The 15,214-nt window shown below is 60.5% G+C and carries 17 protein-coding genes; 2 read left to right on the forward strand and 15 right to left on the reverse strand.

Features of this window, described 5'->3' with window-relative positions:
* Window positions 1-27 precede the first annotated feature (27 nt).
* The 8 genes from CO657_RS29400 to CO657_RS29440 form a co-directional block, all read right to left on the reverse strand.
* Complete coding sequence (locus CO657_RS29400; protein ID WP_054184504.1) at window positions 28-747, reverse strand: FadR/GntR family transcriptional regulator; 720 nt, start codon at window positions 745-747, stop codon at window positions 28-30.
* 94 nt (window positions 748-841) lie between these two features.
* Complete coding sequence (locus CO657_RS29405) at window positions 842-1,663, reverse strand: bifunctional allantoicase/(S)-ureidoglycine aminohydrolase (protein WP_054184503.1); 822 nt, start codon at window positions 1,661-1,663, stop codon at window positions 842-844.
* An 83-nt stretch (window positions 1,664-1,746) separates the two neighbouring features.
* Window positions 1,747-3,582 (reverse strand): ABC transporter ATP-binding protein, encoded by a 1,836-nt coding sequence (locus tag CO657_RS29410; RefSeq protein ID WP_054184502.1) that lies wholly within the window; start codon window positions 3,580-3,582, stop codon window positions 1,747-1,749.
* Between the two features lie 21 nt (window positions 3,583-3,603).
* Complete coding sequence (locus CO657_RS29415; protein WP_054184501.1) at window positions 3,604-4,800, reverse strand: aminotransferase class V-fold PLP-dependent enzyme; 1,197 nt, start codon at window positions 4,798-4,800, stop codon at window positions 3,604-3,606.
* Window positions 4,801-4,869: 69 nt separating this feature from the next.
* On the reverse strand, window positions 4,870-5,382 hold the full coding sequence (locus CO657_RS29420) for a RidA family protein (protein ID WP_054184500.1): 513 nt from the start codon (window positions 5,380-5,382) through the stop codon (window positions 4,870-4,872).
* A gap of 49 nt (window positions 5,383-5,431) precedes the next feature.
* Window positions 5,432-6,301: an ABC transporter permease gene (locus CO657_RS29425; RefSeq protein WP_054184499.1), complete on the reverse strand. Its 870-nt coding sequence runs from the start codon at window positions 6,299-6,301 to the stop codon at window positions 5,432-5,434.
* On the reverse strand, window positions 6,301-7,242 hold the full coding sequence (locus CO657_RS29430) for an ABC transporter permease (protein ID WP_054184498.1): 942 nt from the start codon (window positions 7,240-7,242) through the stop codon (window positions 6,301-6,303). The genes CO657_RS29425 and CO657_RS29430 overlap by 1 nt, the downstream gene beginning before the upstream one ends.
* 255 nt (window positions 7,243-7,497) lie before the next feature.
* Entirely contained in the window at window positions 7,498-9,024 is a 1,527-nt protein-coding gene (locus tag CO657_RS29440; RefSeq protein WP_054184497.1) for an ABC transporter substrate-binding protein, read from the reverse strand.
* A 227-nt stretch (window positions 9,025-9,251) separates the two neighbouring features.
* On the opposite strand from CO657_RS29440, the gene CO657_RS29445 reads away from it, so the two are divergent.
* Window positions 9,252-9,836: a DUF1349 domain-containing protein gene (locus tag CO657_RS29445; RefSeq protein WP_054184496.1), complete on the forward strand. Its 585-nt coding sequence runs from the start codon at window positions 9,252-9,254 to the stop codon at window positions 9,834-9,836.
* A 59-nt stretch (window positions 9,837-9,895) separates the two neighbouring features.
* On the opposite strand, the gene CO657_RS29450 is transcribed toward CO657_RS29445, so the two are convergent.
* The 5 genes from CO657_RS29450 to CO657_RS29470 all read right to left on the reverse strand — a co-directional run bounded on the left by CO657_RS29450 (window position 9,896) and on the right by CO657_RS29470 (window position 13,107).
* Window positions 9,896-10,210 carry a MafI2 family immunity protein gene (locus CO657_RS29450; RefSeq protein ID WP_054184495.1) on the reverse strand — a complete coding sequence of 105 codons (315 nt, stop codon included), beginning with the start codon at window positions 10,208-10,210 and terminating at the stop codon, window positions 9,896-9,898.
* Window positions 10,211-10,232: 22 nt separating this feature from the next.
* Complete coding sequence (locus CO657_RS29455) at window positions 10,233-10,484, reverse strand: MafI family immunity protein (RefSeq protein ID WP_054184494.1); 252 nt, start codon at window positions 10,482-10,484, stop codon at window positions 10,233-10,235.
* 200 nt (window positions 10,485-10,684) lie between these two features.
* Entirely contained in the window at window positions 10,685-12,304 is a 1,620-nt protein-coding gene (tnpC, locus tag CO657_RS29460; protein ID WP_128715578.1) for an IS66 family transposase, read from the reverse strand.
* Between the two features lie 75 nt (window positions 12,305-12,379).
* Entirely contained in the window at window positions 12,380-12,724 is a 345-nt protein-coding gene (gene tnpB, locus CO657_RS29465) for an IS66 family insertion sequence element accessory protein TnpB (protein ID WP_003495066.1), read from the reverse strand.
* Window positions 12,721-13,107 (reverse strand): transposase, encoded by a 387-nt coding sequence (locus CO657_RS29470; RefSeq protein WP_054186396.1) that lies wholly within the window; start codon window positions 13,105-13,107, stop codon window positions 12,721-12,723. Before CO657_RS29470 ends, tnpB begins: the two co-directional genes overlap by 4 nt.
* Before the next feature lie 144 nt (window positions 13,108-13,251).
* Here CO657_RS29470 and CO657_RS36945 point away from each other — a divergent pair, with 144 nt between their 5' ends.
* Window positions 13,252-13,821, forward strand: a complete 570-nt coding sequence (locus tag CO657_RS36945; RefSeq protein WP_156339796.1) for a hypothetical protein — start codon at window positions 13,252-13,254, stop codon at window positions 13,819-13,821.
* Here CO657_RS36945 and CO657_RS29480 read toward each other — a convergent pair.
* On the reverse strand, window positions 13,794-14,054 hold the full coding sequence (locus CO657_RS29480; protein ID WP_164918693.1) for a MafI family immunity protein: 261 nt from the start codon (window positions 14,052-14,054) through the stop codon (window positions 13,794-13,796). The two genes, CO657_RS36945 and CO657_RS29480, sit on opposite strands and share 28 nt — an antisense overlap.
* A gap of 113 nt (window positions 14,055-14,167) precedes the next feature.
* The gene (locus CO657_RS29485) at window positions 14,168-15,106 is read right to left on the reverse strand and encodes a hypothetical protein (RefSeq protein ID WP_245293014.1); all 939 of its coding nucleotides are present in this window, start codon (window positions 15,104-15,106) and stop codon (window positions 14,168-14,170) included.
* Window positions 15,107-15,214 lie beyond the last annotated feature (108 nt).

The raw sequence follows: 15,214 nt of genomic DNA on the forward strand, positions 1-15,214 counted from the left end.
AGCCGGATATGGGGTGCAAATTGAAAATCATACCTTCGGCGCAGTTCGTCTTTCATCGGCAATCCCGATGATGGAACGCTTTACCTCCAGCAGGTGCTCTGCCATGGCAACGCGTGCATCCTCCTCGGTGCCTGCGGCAACCGCCTCCAGAATTCGGCGGTGCTCGGCGTTGGAGGCTTTACGCCGTCCGCGAACATGTTCCACCAGTTCCGATTGCGTCGACAGCGCGCCGCGAACATCGGCGACGACTTTCCTGAAGATCGCATTGCCCGAGGCTTCGGCGATTTCTCCATGAAACGCCGCGTCCATGCGCACCCATGTCCGGACGTCCTCCTCGTCATCCATCCGGTCGCACAAGGATGAGAGCGAAGCCAACTGCTCCTTCGAACGCCGCAATGCCGCCCAACCCGCCGCCGGTATTTCGATACAGGGGCGCGCCTCGATCAGGTCGCGGGCGGAATAGGCGCCGCCGCCGAGTTGCCGCGCCGGGCTCTCCGAAACGACGAAAGTGCCCCGCCCGGTCTTGGTTTGCGTGAACCCTAGCGTCTGCAGCGAGCGAAGCGCCTCACGCACGATCGCCCGGCTGATGCCATACCGTCCGGCGAGCTGCACTTCCGAGGGAAGACGGGTGCCGAGAGCCAGTTTCCGATCGACAATGGCCGTGCGGACATCTTCGAAGACCGCTTCAGCAGCGTTTCTCCGGTGTATCTCTTGCTTCTCCGACAGCCATGAATCCATATCCCGCATCCAAGGACGATGCGGTCAATCGCAAGAGCTGTCAAGCAACTGGACAGATCCCCAAACCGGGTCGGCCATACGCCCGCACGGCATGCGAAACTGGCTACCAGAGCTTCATGTGCCGGTTGACGTCCTTGTAGAGCAGGTAGCGGAAGCGGCCGGGACCGCCGGCATAGCAGGCCTGCGGGCAAAAGGCCCGCAGCCACATGAAGTCGCCGGCCTCGACCTCGACCCAATCCTCGTTCAGGCGATAGACCGCTTTTCCCTCAAGCACATAGAGACCATGCTCCATGACATGGGTTTCCATGAAGGGGATTACGGCGCCCGGCTCCAAGGTCACAATAGTGACATGCATGTCGTAGCGGACGTCGGCAGGATCGATAAACCGCGTCGTTCCCCAGCGTCCGTCCGTGTCGGGCATTGCTGCTGCGGGATGCTCATCCTCGTGCGTGAAGATCGCCGGCGGCGGCTCCAGCCCCTCGACCTCCTGAAACGCCTTGCGGATCCAGTGGAATATCGCCGGGGCCGATCCGTCGTTTTTCAGGCGCCAGACCGAACCCGCCGGAAGATAGGCGAAGGAGCCGGCGCGCAGCGTGTGGCTGACGCCGTCGAGTTCCACCGTCATGCCGCCTTCGACGACGAACAGCACCGCTTCGGCCCGCTTGTCCGGCTCCGGCCGGTCGCTTCCGCCGCCCGGCTGAACTTCCATGACATATTGCGAAAAGGTCTCGGAGAAGCCGGAAAGCGGCCGGGAGAGAACCCATGCCCGCGTTCCCGTCCAATGCGGAAGGAGGCTCGTGACGATATCGCTCATGACGCCGCGCGGGATGACCGCGTAAGCCGTGGTGAAGACGGCCTTGCCGGAAAGCAATTGGGTCTGCGGCGGCAGGCCGCCGAGCTTGGAATAATACTCTGTCTTGTCCATTTGTACGGCTTTACAGGCAGGTGTCACTACATCTGCTTTATGCGCCGGCGGCCCGTTAGGCAACTGCCATTGGCCAAGCCAGCCTATCGATCGGCCATCACCAGATGGCCCGGCCCGACTTCGAGATAGACAGTGGCCGGAGGCTGGTAGTCGACTGGCCGCATCGGGCTCTTGATCTCGTCATTCGCCACCATCCGCTTCTCATGACGGCGGTCGGGATCGGGCACCGGCACGGCGGCGATGAGCTTCTTGGTATAGGCATGCTGCGGATTTTCGAAGACGGCGGCGCGCGGGCCGATCTCGACGATCTCGCCGAGATACATCACCGCCACGCGGTGGCTGACGCGCTCGACCACCGCCATGTCGTGCGAGATGAACAGGAAGGCGAGGTTGAGGCTCTGCTGCAGGTCGAGCATCAGGTTGATAACCTGCGCCTTGATCGACACGTCGAGCGCCGAGACGCTTTCATCGGCGACGATGACCTTCGGCTGCAGGGCAAGCGCCCGGGCGATGCAGATGCGCTGGCGCTGGCCGCCGGAAAATTCATGCGGATAACGCGTTGCCATATCCGGGGAGAGACCGACCTTGACCAGCAGATCGGCAACGACTTCCCTCGCCTCTTTCGCGCTGCCCATCCTGTGTTCGAGATAGGGTTCGGCAATCGCCGCACCCACCGTCATGCGCGGATTGAGGCTGGCGAAGGGATCCTGGAAGATCATCTGCACGGATTTACGCATTTCGCGCAAATCCTTCCTGTCGAGGCCGAGCACCTCCCTGCCCTCGACGAGAACGGAACCGGCCTGCGGCTGGATGAGACGCATGATGGCGCGCCCCGTCGTCGATTTGCCGCAGCCGGATTCGCCGACCAGCGACAACGTCTCGCCGGCATGAAGATCGAAGGAAACGTTTTCGACCGCATGCACCCGGCTGGTCAGCCGGTTGAACAGGCCGGAGTGGATGTCGAAACGCTTGGTGAGGTTCTTCACCTCAAGGACCGGCGTCGCTGCGACCGTATCGGCGGCCTCGGCCGGACTATCCGATTGACCTGTCGCCACGTTGACCACCGGAAAGCGCAGCGGCCGCTGCCGGCCCTGCATCGAGCCGAGCACCGGCACGGCCGATAGCAGCGCCCTCGTGTAAGGATGTTTCCCGCGGTGAAAAATATCGGCGGTGGCGCCGGTTTCGACCTGCTCGCCGCGATACATAACCACGGTCCGATCGGCGATCTCGGCGACGACGCCCATGTCATGGGTGATGAACAGGACGGAGGTCCCCTCCTCCTCCTGCAGCATCTTGATGAGATCGAGGATCTGGCCCTGGATCGTCACGTCGAGCGCGGTCGTCGGCTCGTCGGCGATCAAGAGCTTCGGCCGGCTGGCAAGCGCCATGGCGATCATCACCCGCTGGCGCATGCCGCCGGAAAAACGATGCGGATATTCGTCGAAGCGCGAGGCGGCCGAAGGGATGCGGACTTTTTCCAGCAGCCTGATCGTCTCGGCCCGGACGTCGGCCCGGCTAACAGCGGAATGGCAGAGCAGCGCTTCGGAAATCTGATCGCCGATGGTGAAGAGCGGATTGAGCGAGGTCATCGGCTCCTGGAAGATCATCGCCACCTCGTTGCCGCGCACCTGCCGCATCGCAGGTTCCGGCAAGGCCAGCAGGTCGCGCCCACCGAGCATGACGCGGCCTTCGATGCGGCTCATGTCCGCCTGCAGCAGCCGCATGATCGAGAGCGAGGTGACGCTCTTGCCCGAGCCGGATTCGCCGACGATCGCCACGGTTTCACCAGGTGCCACGGTGAAGGAGACATCGCGTACGACCGGTTTCCAGGCGCCGTCGACCAGAAAGGACGTCGTCAGCCCCTCGACGGAAAGAACGGTGCTGGCTGTCTCGATCGATTGTGCTTGGACGATGCCCATGTCGGTCGGTTCCTTTGCGGCTCAATCCGGCCAGCGCAGCACGCCGTCGAAGCGGTGCCGGCTGCGGTTTTCGATCGGGGTTGCGATGATCTCGTTGGAGGCGCGCGCCTTGTCGAGTTCCTCGGCCAGGCGGTTTGCGACGATGACATCCTGGCCCGGATGCAGGTTGCACGGGTCGAGATAGAAATAGCGGTGTTCCACCTCGTGGTCGCGCACGATGATCGGCGGGGTGCCCCTCGCCAGCGCATCGGCCAGATCCCAGGCGGTGATATGGGCCTGCTCGGCATCGACGATGAGACGCAGCCGGTCGAGCGGATTGTTGGTCGGATCGGGCTCGATCAGCGCGGTGACGCCGGGACGGCCGTCGAGTGTGCGCTTCCACAGATTGAGAGAGCCGGTCTCGCGTTCGCGGATGCCGGCGTGATCGCGCTTTTCCCAGGCTTCGAGTGCGGCCATGACGCCGAAGATGCTCTCCTTGCCGACCTTCATGCCGCGGCCGATGCCCATGTTCTGCAGGAAGGCATGACGCACCAGCTCCTTCCGGCCGGCAACGATGCCCGAGGTCGGGCCGCCGAGGAACTTGTGGCCGGAGTAAAGGGCGATATCGGCCCCCTGCTCCAGGAAAATCCTGAGGTCGTATTCCGAGGCCGCATCGACGATGACGGGCACACCCCTGGCATGGGCGATCTCGACGAATTCCTTGAGGTTCAGCAGGCCGTAATCGACGACATGGTGGGAGACGACATAGACGGCGGCGGCTGTTTTGTCGGTGATCGCCTTTTCCATGTGAAAGCGATGCGTCGAGGTCGCCTGTCCCACAAGCACGACCTTGCCGCCAGCAAGCCGGATCGCCTGGTCGACGGGGGCGCCATAGCTCACCACATGGCCCATCTGCACCAGGACTTCGTTCTTCTCGGACACGGCATCCGGCAGCTTCTCGATCGCCAGCAGATTGTCGCCGGTGATGGCGCCGGCAACCGCCAGCGAAATACCTGCCGAGCAGGAGGCGGTGACGAAGCCGGCCTCGCCGCCGGTCAGCCGGGCGATGACGGCGCTTGCCTTGCGCTGCAGGTCGTTGATCTCGACGAAATGCGGCAGGATCGATGCCATTGCCTCGATCGCCTCCGGCACGACGATCGAGGCGCCGAGGCTGGTCATCGTGCCGGATACGTTGATGACGGGGCGAAGGCCGAGCGAAGGTCTGATGTCATTCAGCATGAAGGTCTCCAGAAGACTCAGTCGAGGAACGGGCCATGGTGGGCGCTGCTCCCAATATGAAAGCTCTCGTCAGCCATTCAAGGCGACGATCGCCTCGATTTCGACGGTGATGTTGCCGGGCAGCGAGCCGAAGCCGACGGCCGAGCGGGCATGTTCGCCGGCCGCGCCGAAAACGGCGATCAGCAGATCCGAGCAGCCGTTGATGACGCTCGGATGATCCTCGAACTCAGGCACGGCATTGACCATGCCGAGCAGCTTGACCACCCGCTTGACGCGGGAAAGATCGCCGAGCGCATCATGCATGACGGCGAGCAGATTGATGCCGGTCAGCCGCGCATGCCTGTACGCCTCCTCGACACCGACATTGGCGCCGACCTTGCCGGCATGCAGGAAACCGTCGGCCTCGCGCGGCCCCTGGCCGGAGAGGTAAAGCATATTGCCTTCCACCACATGCGTCACGAAATTGGCGATCGGCGGCGGCGGCGGCGGCAGCTTGATGCCGAGGGCGGCTAACCGTTGGTAAGGCGAGTTCTCGACCTTGCCGGCGGCGGTTGGAAACTGATTCACGCAAACTCCTGTCATGCGAATTTTGAATTGGCGAATTTTGGATTGGCCGATTTAGGTCGGCGGATTAAAGGTCCTTGCGAAGTCTTGGGTCGAGCATGTCCCTGAGGCCGTCGCCGACCATCTGCAGCGACAGCACCGAAAGGATGATGGCGACACCTGGAAACAGCGTCATCCAGTCGGCCTGGCCGATATATTGGCGGCCGGCGGCGATCATCGTTCCCCAGGTCGGGATCTCCGGGCTGACGCCGAGGCCGAGGAAGGAGAGACCAGCTTCGGCCAACATGGCGCTGGCGAAGAGGAACGTGGCCTGCACCAGGATCGGCGACAGCAGATTGCGCAGCACATGCCGGGTCATGATGTGGAAGGTGGAAATGCCGAGCGCCCTCGCCGCCTCGACATAGGGCAATTCGCGGATAACCAGCGTCGATGCACGGACAATGCGGGCAAGGCGCGGGGAATAGACGATCGATAGCGCGATGATAACGGTGGTCAAGGACGGGCCGAGCGCAGCGACAAGGGCGATCGCCAGCAGAATATCCGGGAAGGCCATCATCGCGTCGATCAGCCGGGCGATCGGCGTGTCGAGCTTCTGGAAGAAGCCGGCAAGCAGGCCGAGCGTGACCCCGATCACCGCCGACAGGCTGACGACCGCCACGCCGACGAGCAGCGACAGGCGGCCGGCAAAGATCGTCCGCGAGAAGACGTCGCGGCCGAACTCGTCGGTACCGAAGAAGAAGGTGCCGCCTGGCGGCTTCAGCCGGTTGACGATCGAAAGCTTGGACGGCGAATAGGGCGCAACCAAAGGCGCGAAGACCGCCAGCAGCACGAAGATCGCCAGGATCAGCAGGCCGAAGGCCACCGTCTTGCGCTTCAGCAGGCGGCGGAGGAATTTGCTGCCGTCGCTCTCGGCTGATTTGATTGCGATATCGGCCATCAGTAGCGCACCCTCGGATCGACCAGCAGATAGAGCATGTCGATCGCAAAATTGATCAGCACGTAGAGCGCGGCGATGACGAGCAGCGCCCCCTGGATGACGGGATAGTCGCGCCGCAGCACCGCCGAGACGACGAGATTGCCGACGCCGGGCAGGCCGAAGACCGTTTCGGTGACGACGGCGCCCGATATCAGCACCGCCGCCGTCAGGCCGAGCACCGTGAGGATCGGGATCAGCGCATTCTTCAGCGCGTGCTTGAGGATGACCTTGCGCTCGACCAGTCCCTTGGCGCGCGCCGTGCGGATATAATCGTCACCGAGCACATCGAGCATCGAGGCGCGGGTGAAACGCAGGATCAGCGCCGAGGAGACGATGCCGAGCGCGAAGGCCGGCAGCGTCAGATGATACATCCGGTCAAAGAAGGTCGAGCCCGGACCGCCATAACCCGAGACCGGGAAGAGGTTGAGCCGGACGGCGAAGAATTGCATCAGGATGAGGCCGAGCCAGAAGCTCGGAATGCTGGCTGCAAACATCGCCAGCGTCGTTGCCGCCTGGTCGACGAAGGAGCCGCGCCGATAGGCGGCATAGATGCCGATCGGCAGCGCGATGATGCTCGCGATGGCAAGCGAAAACAGCGTCAGGAAGAAGGTCGGCTCGGCCCGATCGAGCAGCGCCGACGTCACAGGCATGTTGAGGAAGATCGACTGGCCGAGATCGCCCCGCAGCAGTTGGCCGATATAATAGACATATTGCAGGCCGAGCGACTGATCGAGGCCGAGCCGGGTTCGGAGATCGGCAATATCCTGCGGCGTCGCATCCGGCCCGAGCATGACGGCGGCCGGGTCACCCGGCGTCACCCGCACGATGACGAAGACGATCGTGACGACGAGAAACATCACGACGATCATGCCGAACAGGCGCTGGAGGATGTAGCGGATCATCCGAACTGCTCCTGCGCTCGGTGCTTACAGGACTGCAGCGGAACGCCCCGCTCGCCCTCATTCCTGTCTGCGGGCTCGACCCGCGGGATGTCACAGGAATCCAGCCACGGCGCGTCTGCGCCATGAATGGATCTTTTAACAAATAAGAGTCTCCCGCGCCCAAGGACTTGAGCGCGCTGGATTCCTGTGACACCCCTCGGGTCAAGCCCGAGGACAGGAATGAGGGAGCAAGTAGTAAGCACCGAAATCGCTCCATCACTTCTTGATCGAGGCGTTCCAGAAATACGGCCACGGAGCCGGATCGACGCCTTCGAGCTTGACCGATTTCGCCGAAACCGCGTTGAAATCGCCGATCTTCATGAAGGGCGCATCGGCATAGATCGCCTTCTGGACATCGGCCCAGAGCGCCACGCGCTTCTTCGGATCGACTTCCGAGGTGAAGGCGTCGACCGCGGCCTTGCGCGCCGGCGTATCCCACCAGCCGGGAGAGCTGGTCGAAAGCGAGCCGATCAGCGCCGGCTCCGGCAGGAAGGGGCTGTGGGTGATGTAGATATCCCAGAGCTTCGGATCGGTGCGGCGCTGCGTCAGCGTCGCCCAGTCCACCACCTGCATATCGACGGTGAAGCCGGCAAGCTTCAGATATTCGGCGGCGACCTGCGCCATCTTGTAATGGAATTCATACTGGCGGCTGGTCAGGATGCGGATCGGCTCGCCGTTATAACCGGCCTTCTTGGCGGCAGCCGCCGCCCCTTCCGGATCGGCGACATTATAGGCGCCCTCGACGCCGGCATCGGTCGACCAGGAGAATGTCTTCGGATAGATGGCACCGTCGAGCGCATAAAAATCCTTGCTGCCGAAGGCCGCGGCCAGCATGTCTTCCATGCTGAGCGCCTGGCGGATCGCCTTGCGCACCTCGACATTCCCGGCAACACCTTCCTTCGTGTTGAAGACGAAGACCGGATAACCGAAGGGTTTTAGCATGACCGGCTGCGAGGTTGTGGAGGCCTTCACCTTGTCGTAGGATTCGACGGCGATCGAATCGACATAATCATACTGGCCGGAGATCGCGGCCTCGACGCGGGTATTCGGATCCGGCACCGGCACGAAACGGATTTCATCGAGATATTGATGGCGGGCGCCGCCATAGCCGTTGCTGTCGCCTTCGCGCGACTTGTAGCCGTCGAAGCGGACGAGCTGGATATACTGGTCGGCCTTACGCTCCTTCAGCATATAGGGGCCGGTGCCGATGAACTCCTTCATCGGCTCGTCCTGTTTTTCGGCAGGGATGATGATCGCGGCCGAATTGTTGAAGGCAAGCAGCGAGGTCAGCGGCGCATAGGGCTGCTTCAACGTGATCGTCACGGTTGCGGGATCGGCAGCCGTGATCTTGTCGATGAAGCCGGCCACCTGCTTGCCGCGCGAGGCGATCTTCATCCAGCGGCCGAGCGAGGCGACGACATCGTCCGAGGTCATGTCGCTATTGTCGTGGAACTTGATGCCGGTCCTGAGCTTGATCGTATAGGTTTTGCCGTCGGCGCTGATCTCAGGCAGGCTTTCGGCCAGCAGCGGCGTGACGTTCCAGCTCTTGTCGAACGTATAGAGCGTTTCGAAAATATGCTGCGTGACGATGCCGACGAGATCGGCCGTCGACGACATAGGATCGAGCGTCGGCGGCTCGCCGATCGTCGCGACATTGATGACGCCGCCCTTTTCCTGGGCAAAGAGGGTCGAGGGCAGGGCGACAAGCGCAGTGCCGAGCAGGAATGCGACAAGCGTTTTCATGTGATGGCTCCCGTTTAGTTCCACAATTATGTAATTCATCTTTTTGTAACAGAATAAGAGATGAAGTGGTGGTGTCAAGCGGAAGCCGCGGATTATATCGTGGGACGAGGATCAGGATGGCGAAAGCCCACCGTATCACCGGCATGGGCTGGCCACCCGCGCAAAGGCTGCGCATGATGCGGGCTGAAGAATCGGCAGCGGCAGAGCGTCAATAAGGCGAGGATGGAATGAACATCGACTTCAACGGTGGAAAATGGCTGAACGAACCGGCCAACTGGCGCGTGGACGACACCGCCCTCACCCTGACGACCGGGGAGAAGACCGATTTCTGGCGCGAGACCTATTACGGCTTCACCCGCGACAGCGGCCATTTCCTCGCCTTTCCCACGCCCGAGAGCTTCACCGCCCAGATCCGCATCCAAGGCGAATTCCGCACCCTCTACGACCAGGCCGGCCTGATGGTGCGTCTCGACGAAAACCGCTGGATGAAAACCGGCGTCGAATTCACCGACGGCGAAGCCTTCCTCAGCACCGTCGTCACCGACGGCCAATCCGACTGGTCGGTGTCGCACCCCTTCAAGGAACTGGAAGATTTCCACATCCGTGTCACTCTCGCAAGCGGCGCCCTGCGCATCCAGGCCTCGCGTGACGGGAGCTTCTGGCCGCTCTTGCGGCTAGCGCCCTTCCCGATCGCCGACGGTTACGAGGTGGGGCCGACCGCCTGTACGCCGGAGCGGAGTGGATTGACGGTGCGGTTTTCGGAATTTTCGATCGGCCCGGCGATTACGACGGACCTGCATGATTTGAGTTGAGGAACGCTGTGATGCGTTCAAGCGCCACCCGCCACCTGGAACAAGAGACACAGCCATCCTCAGTCGGGCATGTCGTATTCTCGACGGCAATATACAAACCCAGACAATGCGTCCAAATCTTTGAAGAGCCGCGTTGCGTGGGAACATTCCGTATCGATACGTTCGATCAGTTCCGGTCCGGCAGAGGCGAAAACGTTTGTGGATAATACTTCCGCGCTTTCGATATCAAACTCAGTTGGCTCACGCTCCAGATAATATCTTATGAGAAGGGCCTTTTTATCGAATTCGACGGCGATGGCCCTAATCGCTGGGTAAATCTCTCCCGGTAGATTTCGCCAGATATTGAGGACAAGCCAGTTTGGAAGTTTGTTCACCGTTGTCGCCCTTGCACCGAGCTCACGAATTCGAATGCCTGAGGAAGTGCCATGTATCTTCCTGCAGTTTCAGTTCCTCGGCTAGCTCCCGAATGGTGATCAGTTCCCCTGGAGCCGGCACCACGTCATGCTCGTACAATTGCGTGCATAGATTTTCTAATGCGACTGCGCACTCATTGTGCTTCGCAAGGGATATGTATTCGCCGATATATTTCTCGGGCAGGCGTCCGCTGAAATCACTGATGAGCTTGATCAGCTGTTTCTCAACTTCCATACACACCTCGTCGTGACTTGCGGCAATATCCGGATAAGCTTGGCGCTTATTTCGACTGCATCTGACAATCTGCCGTGCGTTGACACAGCACAATCCGGCGCTACCGTCAGACACCGAGTGGCGGTCAACTTCTACATAAACACAGGCACACGGCTCATAGGTCAGGGTCGTCCTTGCAAACGCCAGTCATCAGTAAGCGGTTAGCTGATGGCGTCAGGCCTGAAGTTCCACGGCATAAGCGCCTCGAGCTCGGATACCGGCCAGCCTTGAGCGATGCGGGTCAATGTCTGGGAGAGCCAGTCGAGCGGATCGACGTTGTTCATCTTGGCTGTCTGCAAGAGGGTGGCGACGGTCGCCCATGTGCGTCCACCACCCTCGCTGCCGGCGAATAGACTGTTCTTTCTCGTAATTGTTTGGGGCCTGATCGCGCGCTCGACGATATTGGAGTCAATTTCGATCCGGCCGTCCGTCAGGAAGCGCTCCAGTGCTTCGCGCCGGGTGAGCGCGTAACGGATTGCTTCGGCGGTCTTGGACTTGCCAGAGACCTTGCCCAGCTCCTTCTCCCAAAGATCAAAGAGTTCGGAGACGATGGTTGCAGATTTTTCCTGACGCAGCATGGAACGGCTGTCGGCATCCCGACCGCGGACCTCATCCTCGATGCGCCACAGCTCGGTCATCGCGATGATCGTGTCCGTTGCAGCCTTTGAGACACCACTGATGTGAAGGTCGTAAAACTTGCGGCGAAGATGCGCCCAGCATCCTGCGAGCCGGATCGTTTCATTGCTGCCGTCTTTGGCACGCGTCTTGGCGAGACTGGTATAGGCCGAGTAGCCGTCAACTTGCAGGATGCCGCTGAATCCGGCGAGATGACGCACCACGCAGTCAGCGCCCCTACTGTCCTCAAACCGATAGGCCACCATCGGCGGGCTGGTTCCACCATAGGGTCTATCATCGCGAGCATAAGCCCAAAGCCAGGCCTTCGTCGTTTTCCCCGAGCCGGGCGCAAGAGTGGGTAAGGTCGTTTCGTCGGCGAAGATCCTTTCACCCTCCTTGACGCGCTCAAGGATGTAATCGGCGCAAATCTGAAGTTCGAAGCCCAGATGCCCCATCCACTGGGCCATCAACGATCGGCTGATCTCGACACCGTCGCGTAGATAGATTGCCTCCTGCCGGTAAAGCGGAAGGCCGTCGGCGTATTTGGAGACGGCGATATAGGCGAGCAGCCGCTCCGTCGGCAGGCCGCTTTCGATGATGTGCGCCGGTGCCAAAGCCTGGAGCACGCCATCGTGGCCGCGGAAGGTGTATTTGGGGCGGCGCGTCACGATGACCCGGAACTTCGGCGGCACGACATCCAGCCGTTCGGAGCGATCCTCACCGATCAGGACCTTTTCCAAGCCCACGTATTCAGCAGGGATCTCCGGCTCGATCACTTCCTCGATGCGTTCGAGATGAGCGGCAAAACCCTTGCGCGGACGTGCTGCCCGTTTCGGCTTGTCCTTGGCCGCGTGATCAAGCTCGCTCTGGATTGCCGAAAGGCCGGTCTCGACTTCCTCGAAGGCAAAGGACACCTGTTCGTCGTTGACGCCAAGGCGCAGTCGCTCGGAACGGGTGCCATGTTGGGTGCGCTGCAGAACCTTCAAGATCGATGTGAGGTTGGCAATCCGCTCGTTGGCGCTCTTCTCCACCGCCTCCAGCCGGGCGATCTCAGCTTCAGCGGCCTTCAGTCGGGCTTCTTTCGCAGCCTGCTCGCGCGCCATCGCGAGGACCATCGCCTTCAGTGCGTCAACGTCGTCCGGCAGGTCGTGAGGGGGCAAATCCATGGCAATAAGTAGAGCACAAAAACAGCCGTTTTCCCAACCATTACAGCGGCATGATTCATCTTGCCGCAGGCGCTGTCAGCCCGTCAACAAGGGGCGCCTGACCTTGGTCGGGCGGATCTTTTTCCAATCCATTCCGGCCAGCAACGCCATCAGCTGAGAATGGTCCAGACGGATCCGTGCCGCCGATATGCCCGGCCAGCAGAAGCCCTGATCTTCCAGGGTTTTCGAATAGAGGCAGACCCCACTGCCATCCCACCAGACAATGCGAATACGATCGGCCCGTTTCGACCGGAAGACGTAAAGCGCGCCATTGAAGGGATCGAGACCGCCATCCCGCACCAGCGCCATCAAAGAGGCGGCTCCCTTGCGGAAGTCGACCGGCTGGCACGACACATAGACCACCACACCCGAAGCGATCATGCCTTGCGAACCGCCCGCAGAACCTTCACCAGGTGATCGGGGTCAAAATCGCCGCCGACGCGCACGACCATATCCGCAATGACAATATCGACCGAACCGTTGCTTACCGTTTCAACCCGCGCGAACTTGATCTGCTTGCCCGTTCCCGCCGTCAGGGGCGCAACAACGCCCGATGCCAGTGCCTTGCGACGCCATCCATAAAGCTGCGACGGATCCAGGCCTTCAGACCGGGCAACCGCCGAGACATTGGCCCCAGGCTGCAGCGTCGCGGCGACGATCCGCGCTTTTTCGTCATCCGACCAGTCACGCGGCTTGCGGCGACGCCGGACGGGTTCTGCCGTCAAAACCTCAAAGGTTCGAGGCTGATTCACACTATCACTCATAGGACTCTCCGCATGACTCACGCAGAAAATCGCCGATCAGCAGTCCGAAAGATACGTGGGGTGGCCTACGCGCTTACAGTCATCAGGCATTTGGAGCCGATTGACGTTTTATGGGGCAATTGCCTGAGGAGCTCGCACGTCCACATGTGTTTTGCGAAATTGGAATCAACTTCTGTGCCGTCAATCATGACCGTTCCGCCTCTGACTATGGGCTGGAACCGCCCGTCTCCAATCGCAATGGCGATTGCTCTGATCAACACATTCGCGGTTTGGCATGGCCGCATGGCCAGCGCAACCTTCCGCTGTTCAGCCTCTCCAAGCTCCCCCACGCCCGCTAAGTCAGAAAGCAAGGGGCCCATCCTCGGCTTGGATTTGCTTGCTAAGCGCATTCAAACCAGGCCTATCGGCCTTCTCAACCAGCCCGGCCAGTTTGATTGCCAGTTGCTGAGCGCCGCTGCCGTCGTTGAACCGTTCGAGTGCAAATATCAGCTGTTCCGAATCCGTAGCGAACGCGGACCCCGGCAGCGCAACGACCGCACAGAAAACGGCGGCGACCAATTTATTTCGGGACATCCAGATACCTGCGATAAAATCTTGCATCGGCAATATCGTCTTTTTGTTGCGTCGCGTATCAAAGCCACCAGCTCCAAGATAACCATCCCCAGAGTTAAATATCCGAATATTTCTCAATTCGGTAAGCGCCCCAGCAATTGATCAACGTCAATAGCCATTGCGCTCGCCAAACGATGAATCAATTCTCTTACCGCAATGCTCGCGATCTTGTTTTCCTCGGCATAAATCGCAAATGCTGTTCTCAACGCGAGTCCGTACTCACCGACATCAACATATTCCTGTATCTCGGCACATTCCGATTCAGACAGCTCTGTTCGTGCTGCTTCCATTAAGCATTGGAATGACGATTCGATTTCCTCAAATCTGCGCGACAATCGCATCTCCTATTTCGGGCTTCGCATGAAACCCGGAACTTTTAGCGGCTGCCCCGCCACTCGACTTTCATCCGGTAGCGAGTACCTCGGCTGTTGTTGAACCGCTGGCTCCATCAATATTGGAGTGCAGCGGGCGTGGGCGCCACAGCAGTAAAGCGGGCATCCCTGAAATCATACAGGCGCTGAAAGGCATCTTCGCGCTTGTCGGCATAATATCGGAATTGGCTTTTCGACAATCGGTAGATGCAGCCACCCCGGGCGAACACAAGGTCGCCGCCGTCCCAATCCGCCCAATCGCTCTCAGGGAGATCGATGAGCAGGGTTCCGTCGCGATCAATCACGCGATAATCGAGGCCGTACCACGCCTTTTGCCTGCGACCGATCGCGTGGAGGATCATCTGGAGCCGCCGACCGTTAGAACCGACCTTTTCCTCAACACGCGGCTGGCTAAAGCGAAAAATTTCAGTCGCATTCAAACCGCAGTACTGCTCTTCACCGATCTCGATCACCCGCCAACCATCGCGCTCGCGCAGCAGGCCATTGATGGGTTCGTCCTCACCGCGGCCTGGCCGGTTCCCGCACGGTTTGACATGCATTCCCGGCTTTAGCCGGAATCCATCGGCGAGTTTGAAGCTGGCCTCCCACTCGGGGCAATGATTCAAAAGCAGTGTTTCCTCATCCTCGAAAATGCCGCCGCCGCCCCAGGCATCCCCTTTCGGCCAAAGGGCCAACGCCGTAAAGAATGGCGGCTTTGATATTGCTGTCCAGCTTCCGTAGGGCGCGCGATTTGTCGCCGCGAAATACACCAGCAGTCGGCCGGACGGGGAAAGATCGCAGCGTCGTTCGTAGATGCGTCCCTTGAACCATTGCCCATGTTCAAAAGTATCGTTGCGCAGGTCCCAACGAATTAGCTGCACCTGTCTGCTCGGTCCGCGACGGAATATAACACCCGTTCTCGCTCCCCGCGCGAGGATCGCATATAGCCGCGTTGCGGCCAGTTTGTTCCTCCGAGGACCTTCGCCTGAGGCGGGGTTGCATTCTTCGATGGTCAATTAGACTGCTTCCCAAGCTTGAGGTGTTTTTCCCGATCCACACCTCACAACGGGCCAGAGCTTACTTCAAAATGGATTATTTCAACGGAGCAAGGTCAAAGGCTTATC

Origin of the sequence: Rhizobium acidisoli (assembly GCF_002531755.2) — a bacterium.
Taxonomy (GTDB): Bacteria; Pseudomonadota; Alphaproteobacteria; order Rhizobiales; family Rhizobiaceae; genus Rhizobium; species Rhizobium acidisoli.